The sequence below is a fragment of the Natronomonas sp. EA1 genome (assembly GCF_051195035.1).
Classification (GTDB): Archaea; Halobacteriota; Halobacteria; order Halobacteriales; family Haloarculaceae; genus JBNTJV01.
The window spans coordinates 774,541-790,352 of the sequence record NZ_JBNTJV010000001.1 but is presented as its reverse complement, the minus strand read 5'-3'; the positions used below and the strand labels follow the sequence as shown (position 1 = coordinate 790,352).

17 protein-coding genes are annotated in these 15,812 nt (G+C 67.8%); 9 read left to right on the top strand and 8 right to left on the bottom strand.

Going from position 1 to position 15,812, the window contains the following annotated elements:
• The first annotated feature begins 58 nt into the window (after positions 1 to 58).
• From ACQUQR_RS04325 to ACQUQR_RS04315, 3 genes are read left to right on the top strand one after another with little or no spacing between them, the layout of a single operon-like run.
• Positions 59 to 433, top strand: a complete 375-nt coding sequence (locus ACQUQR_RS04325; RefSeq protein ID WP_435195024.1) for a translation initiation factor IF-5A — start codon at positions 59 to 61, stop codon at positions 431 to 433.
• A 5-nt stretch (positions 434 to 438) separates the two neighbouring features.
• Entirely contained in the window at positions 439 to 1,260 is an 822-nt protein-coding gene (gene speB / locus ACQUQR_RS04320; protein WP_435195023.1) for an agmatinase, read from the top strand.
• Positions 1,261 to 1,298: 38 nt separating this feature from the next.
• Positions 1,299 to 2,063, top strand: a complete 765-nt coding sequence (locus tag ACQUQR_RS04315) for a Nif3-like dinuclear metal center hexameric protein (RefSeq protein ID WP_435195021.1) — start codon at positions 1,299 to 1,301, stop codon at positions 2,061 to 2,063.
• On the opposite strand, the gene ACQUQR_RS04310 is transcribed toward ACQUQR_RS04315, so the two are convergent.
• Both ACQUQR_RS04310 and ACQUQR_RS04305 read right to left on the bottom strand, forming a co-directional pair.
• A complete protein-coding gene (locus tag ACQUQR_RS04310) occupies positions 2,060 to 2,722 on the bottom strand; it encodes a hypothetical protein (protein WP_435195019.1) in 663 nt (220 codons plus the stop codon). The genes ACQUQR_RS04315 and ACQUQR_RS04310 overlap by 4 nt on opposite strands.
• A gap of 59 nt (positions 2,723 to 2,781) precedes the next feature.
• The gene (locus tag ACQUQR_RS04305) at positions 2,782 to 3,486 is read right to left on the bottom strand and encodes a hypothetical protein (protein WP_435195017.1); all 705 of its coding nucleotides are present in this window, start codon (positions 3,484 to 3,486) and stop codon (positions 2,782 to 2,784) included.
• 95 nt (positions 3,487 to 3,581) lie between these two features.
• On the opposite strand from ACQUQR_RS04305, the gene ACQUQR_RS04300 reads away from it, so the two are divergent.
• Positions 3,582 to 4,070 carry a GNAT family N-acetyltransferase gene (locus tag ACQUQR_RS04300; protein WP_435195015.1) on the top strand — a complete coding sequence of 163 codons (489 nt, stop codon included), beginning with the start codon at positions 3,582 to 3,584 and terminating at the stop codon, positions 4,068 to 4,070.
• Positions 4,071 to 4,074: 4 nt separating this feature from the next.
• On the opposite strand, the gene ACQUQR_RS04295 is transcribed toward ACQUQR_RS04300, so the two are convergent.
• The 3 genes from ACQUQR_RS04295 to ACQUQR_RS04285 form a co-directional block, all read right to left on the bottom strand.
• Positions 4,075 to 4,947 (bottom strand): ZIP family metal transporter, encoded by an 873-nt coding sequence (locus ACQUQR_RS04295; protein ID WP_435195014.1) that lies wholly within the window; start codon positions 4,945 to 4,947, stop codon positions 4,075 to 4,077.
• Between the two features lie 68 nt (positions 4,948 to 5,015).
• Positions 5,016 to 5,687, bottom strand: a complete 672-nt coding sequence (locus ACQUQR_RS04290; RefSeq protein WP_435195013.1) for an SDR family oxidoreductase — start codon at positions 5,685 to 5,687, stop codon at positions 5,016 to 5,018.
• An 84-nt stretch (positions 5,688 to 5,771) separates the two neighbouring features.
• The gene (locus ACQUQR_RS04285; RefSeq protein ID WP_435195011.1) at positions 5,772 to 7,922 is read right to left on the bottom strand and encodes a PAS domain S-box protein; all 2,151 of its coding nucleotides are present in this window, start codon (positions 7,920 to 7,922) and stop codon (positions 5,772 to 5,774) included.
• A gap of 108 nt (positions 7,923 to 8,030) precedes the next feature.
• Between ACQUQR_RS04285 and ACQUQR_RS04280 the strand changes: the two genes are divergently transcribed.
• Genes ACQUQR_RS04280 through cruF form a run of 3 tightly spaced genes read left to right on the top strand, consistent with a single transcriptional unit; the run spans position 8,031 to position 11,278 of the window.
• Positions 8,031 to 9,569, top strand: a complete 1,539-nt coding sequence (locus ACQUQR_RS04280) for a phytoene desaturase family protein (RefSeq protein ID WP_435195009.1) — start codon at positions 8,031 to 8,033, stop codon at positions 9,567 to 9,569.
• Positions 9,562 to 10,425 (top strand): prenyltransferase, encoded by an 864-nt coding sequence (locus tag ACQUQR_RS04275; RefSeq protein WP_435195007.1) that lies wholly within the window; start codon positions 9,562 to 9,564, stop codon positions 10,423 to 10,425. Before ACQUQR_RS04280 ends, ACQUQR_RS04275 begins: the two co-directional genes overlap by 8 nt.
• Complete coding sequence (cruF, locus tag ACQUQR_RS04270; protein ID WP_435195005.1) at positions 10,418 to 11,278, top strand: bisanhydrobacterioruberin hydratase; 861 nt, start codon at positions 10,418 to 10,420, stop codon at positions 11,276 to 11,278. Before ACQUQR_RS04275 ends, cruF begins: the two co-directional genes overlap by 8 nt.
• On the opposite strand, the gene ACQUQR_RS04265 is transcribed toward cruF, so the two are convergent.
• Complete coding sequence (locus ACQUQR_RS04265; RefSeq protein WP_435195003.1) at positions 11,275 to 12,228, bottom strand: phytoene/squalene synthase family protein; 954 nt, start codon at positions 12,226 to 12,228, stop codon at positions 11,275 to 11,277. The two genes, cruF and ACQUQR_RS04265, sit on opposite strands and share 4 nt — an antisense overlap.
• A gap of 143 nt (positions 12,229 to 12,371) precedes the next feature.
• On the bottom strand, positions 12,372 to 13,718 hold the full coding sequence (locus ACQUQR_RS04260) for a phosphoribosylglycinamide synthetase C domain-containing protein (protein ID WP_435195001.1): 1,347 nt from the start codon (positions 13,716 to 13,718) through the stop codon (positions 12,372 to 12,374).
• Positions 13,719 to 13,854: 136 nt separating this feature from the next.
• On the opposite strand from ACQUQR_RS04260, the gene ACQUQR_RS04255 reads away from it, so the two are divergent.
• Together ACQUQR_RS04255 and ACQUQR_RS04250 are read left to right on the top strand one after the other, a co-directional pair.
• A complete protein-coding gene (locus ACQUQR_RS04255) occupies positions 13,855 to 14,244 on the top strand; it encodes a universal stress protein (RefSeq protein WP_435195000.1) in 390 nt (129 codons plus the stop codon).
• Between the two features lie 47 nt (positions 14,245 to 14,291).
• The gene (locus tag ACQUQR_RS04250; protein WP_435194999.1) at positions 14,292 to 14,561 is read left to right on the top strand and encodes a DUF7553 family protein; all 270 of its coding nucleotides are present in this window, start codon (positions 14,292 to 14,294) and stop codon (positions 14,559 to 14,561) included.
• Here the strand turns inward: ACQUQR_RS04250 and ACQUQR_RS04245 are convergent.
• On the bottom strand, positions 14,558 to 15,781 hold the full coding sequence (locus tag ACQUQR_RS04245; protein ID WP_435194997.1) for a TIGR00300 family protein: 1,224 nt from the start codon (positions 15,779 to 15,781) through the stop codon (positions 14,558 to 14,560). The genes ACQUQR_RS04250 and ACQUQR_RS04245 overlap by 4 nt on opposite strands.
• Between the last annotated feature and the right edge of the window lie 31 nt (positions 15,782 to 15,812).

The following is a 15,812-nucleotide window of genomic DNA, read 5'->3' as shown; positions in this document are numbered from 1 at the left end:
GCGCCCCGCCTGCCGCGCTATCAAACCGTTTATACCCACGTGGGAAGAACGCTCGTCCATGGCGAAAGAGCAGAAGGAAGTTCGCGACCTGCAGGAGGGTGGCTACGTGATGATCGAGGACACCCCCTGTCTCATCAACGCATACAGCACGTCGAAGCCCGGCAAACACGGCAGCGCCAAGGCCCGTATCGAGGGCAAGGGCGTCTTCGACGGCCAGAAGCGCAACTTCACGAACCCGGTCGACGCGAAGTGCTGGGTTCCCATCATCACGCGCAAGCAGGGCCAGGTCGTCTCCGTCACGGGCGACGACATGCAGGTGATGGACCTCGAGACGTACGAGACGTTCACGATGCGCATTCCCGACGACATCGACCCCTCCTCGGACGACGAGATCGAGTACCTCGAGTACGAGAGCCAGCGGAAGGTCGTTTAAGGCCCATGTTCCCGGGTGCGCGCGCCCCTCTCGACGAGGCCGACTACGTCATTTACGGCGCGCCACTCGACGTTTCCACCACGTTTCAGCCAGGCACCCGCTTCGGCCCGGAGCGGCTGCGCCGGTTCGCCCGGACCTTCGACGACTACGACCACCGGACGGGCCACCACTTCTCGAAGCTCGCCGTCCACGACGCCGGCGATCTCCACGCCTGGGACGACGCCGCGGAGTACCTCCAGTTCCTCGAAGGCGAGTGCGCGGATTTCGCCGACGACGGTGCCATTCCGATCCTCCTCGGTGGGGAACACACCGTCACCGCCGCGAACGTCCGCGCGACCGACCCCGAGGTGTACGTCACCCTCGACGCCCACCTCGACCTGCGCGAGGCGTACGGTGGCAACCCCCTCTCGCACGCCACCGTCACCCGACGCATCCTCGAAGGCGATGTCGAGAACGCCGTCATCCTCGGGGCCCGCACCGGCTCCGAGGCGGAGTGGGAGCGCGCCACGGAGGCGGACGTGACCGTCGTCCCCCCCGAAGACGTGGCCGACTGGGAGCCCGACTTCGACGCTCGCACCTACCTCTCGGTGGACATCGACGCCGCGGACCCCGGCTTCGCGCCCGGCACGGGCACGCTGGAGCCCTACGGCCTCACCCCCCGCGAGATGCGGGACGTGGTTCGGGCCGTGGCGCCGCAGTGCGTCGGCTTCGATGTCGTCGAGGTGAACGACCGGGACGACGGGCAGGCCGCGACGCTCGGCGCGAAGCTCTGCCGGGAGTTCGTCTTCTCGCACCACGCCTCACACCGTGCGACCGGCGACCGCTGAGTCGCCACCGCTTTTTTGCCCCCGCGAGAAGCCGGTGTATGGACCTCACGACGTTCGCGAACCGGTTGAACGAGACGCTCGACGTTGCGGAGTGGGCGGGCAGTGACTACGCCGAGAACGGCCTGCAGGTCGGCCCCGAGCAGGGCACCGTCGAGAAAGCCGCCTTCGCCGTCGACGGCGTGGTCGAGACGTTCGAGGCGGCTTCTGAGGAGAACGCCGACGTGCTCGTCGTCCACCACGGCATCTCCTGGGGCGGCATCGACACGGTCACCGGGAAGGAGTACGAGCGTGTGAAGACGCTCCTCGACAACGACCTCTCGCTCTACGCGGTCCACCTCCCGCTCGACGCGCACGCCGAGTACGGGAACGCGGCGGGCGTGGCCGACTATCTCGACCTCGAAGTCGTCGAGCCGTTCGGCCGGCACGGCCCCGGTCACACGGGCCAGCGTGCCCGCGCTGGGACCCCCCGGAACCCGGAGGGCATCCGCGACCGGCTCGCCGAGCTGCCGACCGGTGGCCAGCCCGTCCAGCATCTCGATTTCGGCCCGGACGAGGTGACGGACGTAGCCATCCTCACCGGGAGCGGGACCGATTATCTAGACGAGGCCCGCGAGCTCGGTGTGGACGCGCTCGTCACCGGGGAAGGAAAACAGCCCGCCTACCACGAGGCGAAGGAGGCTGAAATGCACGTCTTCCTCGCGGGCCACTACGCGACGGAGACGTTCGGGGTGCAGTCGCTCCAGGAGCTGGTCGAGGACTGGGGCATCGAGACGACGTACATCGAACACCCGACCGGCCTCTAATCGAGACGGCGGACGCGGAGGGCGAAGCCCCAGCGGCCGGATTGCCGTTTCCCGTCGGTGAGCGGGGCGATGGAGTAGCTCGCGGTGAACCGCGTGTTACCCGTGGGGAGACAGGCGGACTGCTCGGGAGCCCCGTAGAGCCCGACGAGCGCGCTCACGCGCCCTCCCGCGGGCACCTCGACGGTGCCGTACTCGGCGGTCACCGGGACGTGGTCGGTGAGCCGCCAGCAGCCGTCGCCGACCACGGGATACTCCCGCCCGGTGGGCGTCGGCGTCCCGTTCACGACGCGCTCGGAGTGCGGGAGCAGGATCGCGCGGTCCTTCGCGTGGGCGTACATGAAGACGACCGCGCGATACTCGCCGATGGTGACTGGCTCGTCCGTAGGATTGCGAACGGTCGCCCGGAGGACGGGCGGGTGCTCGGGCATCGCGTACGGCTCCACGACCTCGATTTCGGGGACGACGGGGAAGTCCGGGAGCGCGTCGCGCGATTCGATGGCGACGTGATGGGAGGCGTTCATGGGTGGATTCTCGGGACCGGGCGGGAGTTCGTTCTGCCCGGTATCGGGTCGATAGCCGGTCAAACAGCCAGCCAGCGCCGTGCTCGTGCCAGCGCCGAGCGCGCGCAGGAGGGTTCGTCGGGAGGGTCGGGAGGGCATGGATGAAGGGAATCGGGGAGCTGGGATAGGCCTTCAGGAACGTCAAACGGGCGTTTGTGCTACTCGCTGTCCACCTCTTCGACGCGGAGGGTGAACCCCCACGTCGCCTGCCCCGATGTCTCGGCCCCGATATCGCCCTCGGGGAAGGTCTGGTACGTCGTCTCGAAGCGGTACTCGCCCGACGCGAGACAGCCGTCGTCGGTGGCGTACAGCCCCACGGCACCGGCCACGAAGCTCCCCGCGGGGAGCGTGTGGGTGCCGTAGTACTCGGCGATGGCGATCCCCTCCGTGAGCCCGCCGCAGTCGTTGGTGGGGTACTCCGGGGTCGTGCGGTCCGGCTCGCGGTCGACCGCGTACTCGCCGTGCGGGAGGAGGATGGTCCCGTCAGCGCCGACGTACCGGAACAGCGCGCCGCGTTCCTCGCCCACACCGAGCGTCCCATCAGAGAGGTTCGTGACCCGCACGAGCAACGCGGGTGGGGAGCCGGACGAGGCGTAAGGGTCAGCGAGTTCGATGGAGATGGCGAGCGGAATCTCGGGAGTATCGTCGGTGGCGACGATGGAGACCTCGTGGGTCGTCCCGGGCGGGTACTCGCGGTCGCTGAGCTGGCTGTCGTCGGGGCCGTCGTCCCCGGCCGGGGGGAGGTCGTCGTCCGGCTGGTCGGTCGCCGGGTCCTCGCGAGGAGCGGTGCGGTCGTCGCCGAGACAGCCCGCGAGCGCGACGGACCCGAGGAACCCCGCGATGACGGCACGTCTGGTGTGCATACCACCTGATAGCGAGGTGAGGAGATAAGCCACCGCTAACCTCAAATTCCTGTTTGAACGGGAGGTTTTTGTGTCACTCCGGCGTCACTCGGCGCATGCAGCTCCGCGAGGCCCGACCCGACGACGCGCCCGCCATCGCGGCCGTCGCGCGCGAGGCGTGGCGCACCGCGTACACCGACATCATCGGCGAGGAGCAGGTGGCAGCGCTCCTCGACCGCTGGTACGGCATCGACGACCTCCGGGACCGCCTCGCCGACGCGCCGGCGTTCGTCGTCGCCGAGGTCGACGGGGAGGTCGTGGGGTTCGCGGACGGCGTGGAACGGGAGGAGGAGGAGTGGGCGCTCGGCCGGCTCTACGTCCACCCCGACCACTGGAATCGAGGAGTCGGGTCGGCACTCATCGAGGCGGTGGAGACGCGAGCGAGGGAGGCCGGTGCGGAGGCGATGGAGCTCGGCGTCTTCGCCGAGAACGACCGCGCGACGGGGTTCTACGAGCGCCACGGCTACGAGGAGGTGGGGGAGATCGAGGATGGGCTCGAGGAGGAGGTGACGGAGTTGCGATACCGGAAACCGCTCAGGCGATGACCGCTCACGCGATGACGAGCCACGCGAGGAAGACGACGATACCACCGATGGCGGTGGAGGCCACCGCGTGCATCCGGAGGCGGTCGAGCAGCGCGTGGTCGTGCTCCTCGATCTCGGCGACTTCCGCGACCTCGCTGCCGGCCTCACAGACGGGGAGGAAGTCCATCGCGACGTGGAGGAAGACGCCGGCGGCGAAGCCGAAGACGGCCGCCTGCATCGCCCCCGGGAAGGTGGGGTTCAGGACGGCGACGGGGATCGCCGTGAGACCGACCCCCGCGGCGGGAAGCAGGAGGACGGAGGCGTCCTTGCCCGCGCGGGCCATCCGGCGGGCCGCAGCGTAGCCGACCGGCCCCTTGTGCGAGACGATGGCGAGTCCGAGCAGGAGGCCGAGGTCGGGCATCGCGGCGTAGATGGTCCCGATGATGAGCCCCGCGGAGAGCGCGTGGGCCGCGATCTGCACGGCCGTGTCGTCGAACGGCGTGTCGAGATGGGAGAGCCGATGGCCCACCGTGTGGGCGGCGTAGCCGGCGAGGATACCGGCGGCGACCCCGAAGCCGCCGACCTGACCGCCGACGCCGGTGTTCTGGCCGATACCGATGGCCTGCGGGACGAGGAACACCGCGGCCGAGGTGACCATCGCGCCCGCGCTCAGGCCGTACCCCCAGACGAGACGGACGGCGTTGCCCGACTCCGCGGCGCGGACGCCCGGCACGGCGAACAGCGCCATCGCGAGGAACGCGGCCACCGAGATGCCGAGCACCTTCGTCTCACCGGTGAGGTAGGCGACGCCACCGAGGACGACGAACAACAGCGTCGAGGCGAGCCCGACAAGCGAGACCGCCCCGATGCGAGGCAGTCGGAACGTCGAAATTGACACTGGTAATCCGATACGGAGTGCCAGTAATAAGTACCCCGATTCACAACCCTCAATCGAGAGTTATTAATTCAGCGGGTGGCCCGCTTCCACGCCCCGAGGTCGAGAACGCCGCCGTCGAGCTCCTCGGCCGGGGCCTCGGTCGCCGCCCAGCGGAACAGTCCGGCCACCTCCTCGGGGGCCCGCCCCTCCATCCCGTCGGTGAGCTCCGTAGTGACCATTCCGGGGTCGACGACGCCGACCGGGATATCGAGGTCCGCGGCAAACTGGCGGGCCGTCGCCTCCGCGAGCGCCTTCGAGACGGCGTAGCTCCCGAACCCCGGTCTCGCCTCGCGTGCGATGCGGCCGGAGGAGACGAGGACTCTGGCGTCGGCCGCGAGGTGGGGGACCGCCTCCTTGATGGCGGCGAAGACCCCGCGGCCGTTCGTCCGCACGTGGTCGTCCCACGCGGCGTAGCTCTCCGCAGTGATGGGGGTGTGGCCGGCCTCGCCGTGGTAGACCCCGGCGTTGGCGACCAGCACGTCGATGGCCCCGCCTTCCCGCGCGGCCGTCTCCATCAGCCGCTCCATGTCGAACTCGTCGCGCACGTCCGCGCGCTGGGTGACGATTTCTTCGGGAAGGTCCGCGAGCGCGTCAGCGTCACGGGCGCAGGCGACCACGAGTGCGCCCGCCTCCGCGAACGACTCCGCGATGGCCCGACCGATCCCCCGTGACGCACCGGTGACGACGACTGTCCTGTCCATATCCCGAGAACGGATGGAGGGCCTATCGTCGTTTCCGTTGCGGCGGTCGGTCAGGTCCGAACCTCGGTCAGGTCCGAACCTCGGTCAGGTCCGAATCCCGGTGAACTCGAACCGCGCGCCGCCGTCGCTCCCCTCCGTCACCGTGAGCTCCCACCCGTGTGCCTCGGCGACCTGTTCGACGATGTTCAGCCCGAACCCCGTCCCGGACGGACGGGTGCTGTAGCCGAACTCGAAGATAGCCTCTCGCTCGCTCTCTGGAATCCCGGGACCGTCGTCCTCGACGTAGAACCCGTCGGGCAAGCTGCCGACCGTCACCGTCGCGTCGGTGCCTGCGTGTTCGATGGCGTTCCGGATGAGGTTCTCGAACAGCTGTCGGAGCCGGGGACGGTCGGCTTCGATGGTCAACTCGGCCTCCACGACGAGCGCCGCGTCCTCGGTCTGGACCATCTCCCAGCAGTCCCGGACGAGCGAGGCGATGTCGACCGACACCAGCTCCATCGAATCGCCCCGCCCGTGTGCGAGCGTCAGGAGGTCCTCGATGAGCGTGTCCATCCGGCCGAGCGAGCGTTCGATCGGATCGAGATGCGGGCTGTCACACTCCTCGCGGAGGAGCTCGAGCCGGCCCTCGGCGACCTGCAGTGGGTTCCGGAGGTCGTGGCTCACGACGCTGGTGAACCGGTCGAGCTGTTCGTTCTGGTGGACCAGCTCCGCCTCGCGGGCCTTCTGGTCGGAGATGTCCCGGTCCATACCGACGAAGAGGTCTTCACCCTCCACGTCGAGCCGGATGAGGTGGACCTCAACGGGGATGGTGGTGCCGTCCTTTCGCTGGAGACGCCCCTCGAACCGTCGCGGGGAGTTCGTCGGGAGCTCACGCCAGAAGGCACGTGCTCGCGTCTCGTCGGTGGCCGTATCGATCTCCCAGACGGTCTTCCCGACGAGCTCCGACTCGTCGAAGCCGAGTGTCTCGCACATCCGCCGGTTCACGTCGCGGATGACGCCGTCGGCGTCGTGTATCGCGATCATATCCGGCGAGTGCTCGAAGAGGGCTTCGAGCCGCGCGGTCGTCTCGCGGAGCCGTCGCTCGTCGGCGTTTCGCTCCGTCACGTCCTCCTGGAACCCGACGAACAGCTCCGCGTCGCCGTCCTCGTCGACCAACGGGGCGATGCGAACGCGGTTCCAGAACGCCGTCCCGTCCCTGCGGTAGTTGAGCACCTCCACGGTGACGGGCTCCGCCTCCTCGATTGCAGTGCGCATCCGTCGGACCGGTTCCTCGCTCGTCTCCGGCCCTTGCAGGAACCGACAGTTGCGTCCGAGGACCTCCTCCTCGTCGTATCCGGTCAGCTCGCGGAACCGCTCGTTAGCGTAGACGATGGGGTTGTCCTCGGCCGAGGGGTCCGCCACGACGATGCCGACGGGGGCCTCCTCGACGGCCCGCTCGTACATCGTCGCCGATCCGACCACGGTCGGCTCCCCGGCGCTCGAGATGGTGCAGATGAGCGAGCCGTCGTCGGTGTACGTGAGCGTGTGGTCGACATCTACGAGCGAGTCGTCCTTCCGCAGGAACGTCGTCCGGCCGCGCCAACCCCCCTCCCGGGCGCGGGGAAGCAACTCGTCGTACACCTGAGCGACCGCATCCGTCTCGTAGAGCGCCTCCCAGTGGACGCCGAGGAGCTCCTCGCGGTCGTACCCCAGCAGCTCCGCCCAGGCGGTGTTGAGATACTGGATGTGTCCCCCCTCATCGAGGATGGCGATGCCGTCTCGTGCGGTCTCGATGGCCTGCAGTCCGCGATCCGCGTACCGCTCCGCCCGGTACGCCTCGACGGCGTTCAGGATGCGGTTCGCGAGCACCTGGTACTTTTCCATCCCACCACCCTTCTGGAGGTAATCGGTGACGCCCGCGGAGATGGCCTCGCTCGCGATCTCCTCCGAGCCCTTCCCGGTGAAGAGGATGAAGGGGAGCTCCGACCGGTCCGTTCGGACCGCTTCGAGCACGTCGAGCCCGTTCATGCCGGGCATGTCGTAGTCGCTGACGACGCAGTCGAACACCGGCTCTCCGGCACGGACGCGGTCGAGGGCGGCCCGCGGATCCGTCTCGGTCGTGACCTCGAACCGGGCGTCGATGCGTTCGAGGGAGGTGGCGACGAGGTCGGCGAAGTCCGGGTCGTCCTCGACGTGGAGGACCGCGACGGGCTTCGACGCCGGGAGCAGCGACTCCCGGCGCACGGGGTTCGTCATACGAGTGAGTATCTCCTCGACACGTAAAAACAGTATCAGTTCACCGCGGGAACGTGCAGTAACATCCCACACCACGGCGTTTTAGATGCCTCCGCCCCTCTTTCGCGCATGGCTTCGCTCTCCGGTCTCTCGGTCGGTGTCATCGGTGCCGGCTTCGGTGGCCTCTCGACCGCCTGTTACCTCGCGGACGCCGGCGCGGACGTGACCGTCTTCGAGAAGAACGAGCAGCTCGGAGGCCGCGCCTCCCGGCTCGAACGCGACGGCTTCCGCTTCGATATGGGCCCCTCCTGGTATCTGATGCCCGATGTCTTCGAGCGCTTCTTCGCCCACTTCGGGAAGACCCCCGAGGAGTACTACACCCTCGACCGGTTGGACCCCCACTACCGCATCTTCTTCAAGGATAGCGCGGCGCGAAGCGCCGCGGACGATTCGGACGGGCAGCGCCCGTCCGAACACGTGGAGCGGGTGGACATGGTCCCCGACCTCGAGGCGAACGCCGAGACGTTCGAGTCCTACGAGGAGGGGGCCGGTGAGACGTTCTACGAGTACCTCGACACCGCCGAAACCCACTACGAGGTGGCGATGGAGCAGTTCGTCTACGAGGACCGCCCCCGGCTCAGAGACTGGGTCGATCTGGACGTGCTGCGCGCCGCGCCCATCGGGCTCCAGCTGCTCGGGACGATGGACGACTACGTCTCCGACTACTTCGAGAGCCACAAGCTCCAGCAGATCATGCAGTACACCCTCGTCTTCCTCGGCGGGGCGCCCTCCAACACCCCCGCGCTCTACAACATGATGAGCCACGTCGATTTCAACCTCGGCGTCTACTACCCCGAGGGCGGTATCGGCGCGGTCGTGGATGCCCTCGTCGAGCTGGGCGAGGAACTCGGCGTCACCTACGAGACGGGGATGCCCGTCAGCGAGATCATTTCGAGAAAAGCGGGGTTCGAGCTGGCGTTCGAGGACGGCTCGCGACGGCGGTTCGACAAGGTCGTCTCCGACGCGGACTACGCCCACACCGAACAGGAGTTGCTCCCCGAGCACGAACGCCAATATTCCCAGGAGTACTGGGAGAAGAAGACGTACGCCCCCTCCGCGTTCCTGATGTACCTCGGCGTGGAGGGCGACGTGGAGCCGCTCGCGCACCACACGCTCGTCCTCCCGGACGACTGGGACCCGCACTTCGAGCAGATCTTCGACCGCCCGGCGTGGCCCGACGACCCGGCGTACTACCTCTGCGTTCCCTCGAAGACCGACGACACCGTCGCCCCCGAGGGACACAGCAACCTGTTCGCGCTCGTCCCCATCGCTCCCGGGCTGGACGACGACGAGGAGACCAGACAGGAGTACCGCGAGAAGCTCCTCGACGATATCGCGGCGCACACGGGCGTCGAACTCCGCGACCGAATCGTCCTCGAAGAACACTTCTCCGTCAGCGAGTTCGCGGACCGCTACAACTCGATTCAGGGGACGGCGCTCGGGCTGGCCCACACCCTGCGCCAGACGGCCATCATGCGCCCCGGCCACCGCTCGACGGAGGTCCCCGGCCTCTACTTCACCGGCTCCTTCACCACCCCGGGTATCGGCGTCCCGATGTGTCTCATCTCCGGTGAGCACACGGCGAACGCGCTCGTCGACGATGTCTGAGTTCGTGCGACTCCCCCCCGAGTCGACGGCGACGGGCTATCTCCTCCGGCTTTCGAGACCTCGGTTCTGGTTCTATCTGGCGGGACCGGTCATCGTCGGAGCCACCTACGGCGCGGGCTCGCTCGGCGAGCTGTTCTCACCCGTAGCCGTCGCGCTGTTCTGCTACTTCCTCCTTCCTGCGAACGTCTTCCTCTACGGCGTGAACGACGTGTTCGACCGGGACGTCGACGAGGCGAACCCGAAGAAAGACGAGAAGGAAGTCAGATACGTAGGCGGGCGACTCGTCCCCGCGCTCGTGGTTGCGACGGGGGCGCTCGCGCTCGCGTTCGTGCCCGTGCTTCCGCGGGCGGGCGTGCTCGCGCTCGGCGCATGGGTCTTCCTCTCAGTGGAGTACTCGGCCCCCCCACTCAGATTCAAGACCACGCCCTTGTTCGACTCGCTCTCGAACGGCCTCTACATCCTCCCGGCCGTTATCGCCTACACCGTGCTCGCGGGTGAGGCCCCGCCGCTCGCCGCGATTGCCGCGGGCTGGCTCTGGACGATGGGGATGCACACCTTCTCCGCGATTCCCGATATCGAACCCGATAGAGCGGCGGGCATCCGGACGACGGCGACGTATCTCGGCGAGTCGAAAACCTACGGCTACTGTGCGGCCTGCTGGCTGGCGGCAGCCGCGGTGTTCCTCCTCGTCCACCCGTTTTTCACCGCGCTGCTCTTGGCCTACCCCGTCCTCGTCTTCGGTATCGTGCGCGCCGGTGTCCCCGTCGAAGAAGCCTACTGGTGGTATCCCGCCATCAACACCCTCGTCGGGATGGTGATGACCCTCGCGGGGCTGTGGGTGATGCTGTATGGCTGAGTTCTCGCTCCCCGAGTCGCGGGCCGACTTCGAACGCGAGCTCGACGCGTTCGTCGAGGAGCACCGCTTCACCATCGCGGTCGTCTTTCCGGTCCTCGGCGCGATCCTGCTCACCGCGAGCGCGGAGGCCCTGCTCGGCCCGTTGAGCTTCAACCCGTGGCTCATCGTCTCCGGCACCCTCGTGATGCGGCTCCCGCTCATCGCGGGCGTCCTCCCCGAGATCGGGAGGCGTGCGGCCGTCGCGCTCGGTCTCCTGACCGGCTACGCCTACGGCATCGAGTATCTCGGCGTGAAGACGGGCTGGCCCTACGGCTTCTTCGAGTACGGGGTCGACCTCGGTCCGATGCTCCTCGATACGGTGCCGGTAGGCCTCCCCATCTTCTTCTTCCCGCTCGTGGTGAACGCCTACCTCCTCTGTCTACTGCTCCTCGGAACTCGGGCAGAGTCGGCCCCGATTCGGCTACTCTCGGTCATCGCGCTCGTGCTCGTCATCGACTTCGTCCTCGACCCCGGTGCGGTCGCCCTCGGCTTCTGGGCCTACGAGGGTGGGGGCGCGTACTACGGCGTTCCGTGGTCGAACTATCAGGGCTGGGTGCTCTCCGCGACGGTCGCCGTACTCGCTCTCGACTGGGGCTTCTCGCGGGCGGGGCTCAGAGCCCGGCTCGACCGCTGTCGGTTCATGCTGGACGACCTGGTCTCGTTCGTCATCCTCTGGGGGTCCATCAACGCCTACTTCGGCAACTGGATCCCCGTGGCGCTCGCGGCGCTCATCGGCGTGGGACTCTGGCGAACGGAGCGGTTCGACATCCCGATGCCGCCGTGGCTCGCGCGCCGGCGGGCAGTTCGGAGCTAGCGGGCCGGCGACGGCGCCCCCGGCTCCGGGCCGTGGTGGTGCGTCTCCGCACTCGGCACCGCCGCGACCTTCGCGAAGACGGCCTCGGGGTCCTTGTTCCACGCCCAGTGCCAGCGGGTCTTCGCGACGAGCGCGACCTTTCGCGCGGTCGAGAGGGAGGGCGTCGTCGTCACGGTGTCGTAGTCGAGGTCCCTGATGAGCCGGTGGTGGTCCGCGTAGAGCACGGCCGAGAGGAGGACGGCGAACTGGCAGTCCTCGGGGAGGTACTTGATGCCGGCCACACCCTCGCGGTAGAGCTTCTCGGTGCGCCGGAGCTCCGACTGGATGGCCCCCCGGACGCCCGGGGTCGCCTCGCGGCGCTCGATATCGGCGAAGGAGGCGCCGTGGGCGCGGAGCGTCTCGCCGGGGAGGTAGATCCGGTCGCGCTCGGCGATGTCCTCGCCCACGTCCCGCAGGAAGTTCGAGAGCTGGAACGCCTCGCCGAGCGTGACGGCGTGGGGCATCGCGTGGTCCGGCTCGTCGGGGTCCATGACGTGGGTCATCATCACCCCGACGGCGGCCGCGGAGCCGCGCATGTACGTCTCCAGCTCCTCGTACGTCTCGTAGCGCGATTTCTCCGTGTCGGCGGCCATCGCCTCGATGAACGTCTCCACCTCCTCGGCGGGGATGTCGTACCGGTCGCGGAGCTCGGCGAACGCCGAGAGCACGGGGTCGTCCGTCAGCTCACGCCCCAGCGCGGCGGCTTCGATGGCCGCGAGGCGGTCGCGCTGCTCCGCGGTCGACAACCCGGTGTCGTTGTCGACGACCTCGTCAGCCACCCGGAAGAACGCATACAGCACGTAGGTCGCATCCCGGACCCGCTCGGGGAGCACCCGGGTCGCGTAGTAGAACGTCTTCCCCGTCTGCTTGTGGATGGACTTGCTCTCCGCAAGCTGGGACTCGTCAACCATTCGCTGTCTGATATATAGGGATGGAACCGACTTAGGTGTTCCTCCGAGCACCGGCAAAACACGGCCCCTGTCCCTCGAAAATCGGCAATCTGTGGGGGATACCGAAAACCCTCAGTGGTCAGTGAGTTCAGGCTCGGTGAGACTCACGGCCCGAGATACCCCCAGGCCAGCAGCCGGTCGCCTTCCCCGTCGACCCACCGTTCCCCGATGTCGTCGCGGTAGTACATATTGGGGATGACGATTTCGTCGATCCGTGCGTAGGCCTGCTCGCGCGCCTCCCGCATCGTCTCCCCCTTTCCGGTGACGACGAGGGGCATCCCGGACTCCCCCGCCGCGCGCCACTGGTTCTCGACGCGCTTCGCGTCCTCGATGTGGACCCCCTCGGGAGCGGTGCCGGAAGTGGTGACGCGGTCCCCCTCGACACCCGGGTACGCACCCTCGAAGACGATGGCCGCGTTCCGGGAGTTCTCGGCGTAGGTCGCCTCGTCGTCGAACGGGAACGGCGGGAGCACCACCCGGACGCCGATCTGGTAGCCGCGATGGACCTCGAGCCCGGGGTCCTCGCCGTTCGCCAGCGCCTCGAAGAACTCGCCGGTTGGCGTCTCGAAGCTCTCCTCTTGGAGGATGATGGTCGGGTAGCCGAACCGGGGGGTGAACTCCAGCGGGTGGATGCCGTCGGCGTTGACGATGCAGTTCAGATCGATGCTCCCCACGTACCCCTCCTCGGCGAGCCACCCCTCCAGTTTGCCGAGGGTCTCGCGGAACAGCTCGTTCCGGCCCGCCCAGAACATCGAGGTCCCCATCTCGCCCGTCGAGGGACCGATGTTCCCCGGGAAGAGCTTCTTGTGCTCGAAGTTGAAGTTGATCGGTTCGATGAACTCGTTGCCGTTGAAGAAGCCGCAGACGGCGATTTCGACGCCTTCCACCCGGCGCTGGAGCTGGAACCCCTTCATCCGGTGGCCCCACGCCTTCTTGTAGGCGCGCAGCACGTCGACCACGTCGCTCCCGTCGTCCTCGCGCCCGACGTAGAGCAGGCGTTTGACGTTCTGCACCTCGCCCAGCGGCTTGATGACGTAGGGTGCGGGGTTCGCCTCGACGTGGTCGATGGCGGCGTCGAAGTCCGTGAACACCTGGTGTTCGAGCGTCTCGATGCCGTGGTCGGCGAGGACCTCCATCGCGTAGCCGCGGTCCTCCTCCAGCCGGTCGGTGTTCGGGGTGCCTCCGACGACGGCCGTCCCGCGTTCGCGCAACTCCTGGGCTAGCTTCCCGGTGCCGACCTCGTTGCCCACCCAGATGTCGTCGAAGACGACCACGTCGGCCCACTCGATTTCGGCCTCCCAGTCGTCGGTCTTGGTGACGAACCCGTCCGCGATCTCGCGGTCGCCCGCCGCGTGGATGTAGTACTGCACGTCGTGGCCCTCTCTCGAGACCTGCCACGCGATGTCGCCGATGAGCGCGGCGTCCATCGAGCAGAAGAGGAAGTTGGTCATACTGCCCTGCCGAGGGGAGCCCACAAAACCGTTGCCCGCGTCGGCCCGCCCCTCGTGTCCGTCGCCACATCCATCCGTGAACCTGTCACCGAGCGGAGGTAGCTCTTTTAATGTTCGGGGGAGATGCTACGCTCGTATGACAACGTTCCTCATCGGAACCGACAGCGCCGAGACGAGCGAGAAGGTGTGTGCGTACATGAACGAGCGGGTCCAGGAGGGTGACACCGTCTACGGGGTCAACAGCCTCCACGGCGGTGACCGGACCAGCGACCAGGACGTCATCGACGGGCAGGAGGCGCTCGACGTCCTCGACGAGCAGATCGAGGGCGCGGACACCCACCAGCTCATCCGCGGGAACGCCCCGCAGGAGGACGTCCTCGACTTCGCGGCGGAACACGACGTGGACGAGCTCGTCATCGGCATCCGCAAGCGCTCCCCCACCGGCAAGATGCTCTTCGGGTCGACGGCACAGGACCTGCTGCTCTCGACGCCGCTCCCCGTCGTCTGCGTTCCCCTCACCGAGTAGCGCGCCGAGCCGAGGGGGTTTTCACCCCCGGTATCGAATGATACGATATGGCATACACTGAACTCCAGCGAACTGCGGAGCTCCTCCGCGAAGCCGCCGCCGACTGCACCGGGGAACCGAAGAAGCGACTCGAGGGGTTCGCGGACGAGTGTGACGAGCTCGCGGAACGGGAGAAGAAACCCGACCACGGTCGGCTCGACAAGATCCAGAACGGCCTCCACGAGATCGCCGGCGATGTCGACCCCGAGGTCGCCCGGCAGGTCCAGCAGGCCCGGAAGGCGCTGATCTCCTTCCGGAAGACGGTCCCGGGCGTCTAATCTAAGAGTTTCTCGGCGAGGATGGGGACGAACGTCCCGATGTCCGTCACCATCCCGACCGCCTGCGCGGAGCCTCTATCGAGCAGCTGTGTCACCGTCGCGGGGTTGATATCCACACAGACGACGCGCGTCGTCGAGGGGAGGCAGTTGCCGACGGCGACGGAGTGGAGCAGCGTCGAGAGCATCAGCACCATGTCGGCCTCGCGCGCCTGCTCGCGGATGGCGTTCTGCGCCTCCACGGCGTCCGTGATCGTGTCTGGCAGCGGGCCATCGTCGCGGATGGAGCCCGCGATGACGTAGGGGACGTCGTTCTGGACACACTCGTACATCACGCCGGACTCGACGAGCCCCGACTCGATGGCCTCGGGGATGGAGCCCGCGCGGATGATCTCGGAGATGGTGTAGATGTGGTGTTTGTGGCCCTTCCGCGCGTGGTCGAGCGTCTCCGTGTTGACGCCGAGTGAGGTCCCGTAGAGGTCGCGTTCGAGGTCGTGGACCGCGAAGCCGTTCCCGATGGAGAGGCCGTCGACGTACCCCTCACGCACCAGCCGGGCGAGGTCCTCGCGGGCGCCGGAGTGGATGAGCGCGGGGCCGGCGACGACGAGCACGTTGCCGTCCTCCCGCTTCGTCTCGTCGATGGCGTCGGCGATCTGCTCGATTGTCGTCTCCGAGGGTCGCTCCGAGGAGATCCCGCCCTGCATGAAGCCGAAGGCTCCCTCGGTGTCCCGGGGGCGCTCCGGGGGGCGCACCCGGATGCCGGCCTCGCCGACGACGACCTGATCGCCCGCCTCGATGGCGTTGAGCACCTTCGTGTACGCGCGCGGGTCGTCGCCGTCCTCCACGATGACGGCACAGTCCATCTCGATCTCCTCGACGGGGATCCACTCGTCGTCGTAGCGGATCTGCGTGGGGTGGTTCGTCGTGGAGTAGAAGCCGTCGGGGACGACCTGGTCCGCGGGCGCGGGTTCGAGTCGGGCGTCCGCGTCGTCCGCGGGGTTCGCCCCGTGGTGGTGGAGTTCGTGGACGATGGCCTGCAGCGTCTCCTCGTCGGGGGCGGAGATGCGGAGCCGCGCGTAGGAGGTGGCCGTCTTCTCGCGGCCGATGTCGAACTCCTCCACGTCGAACTCCCCACCGTTGTCCATGACGATGCCGAAGGCGGCCTGTAACATCCCGGAGTCGATGATGTGGCCCTCCAACTCGACGTCGCGTGAAACGGTCATACTCGCGGAACGGAGGGGTGGGACAAGTCGG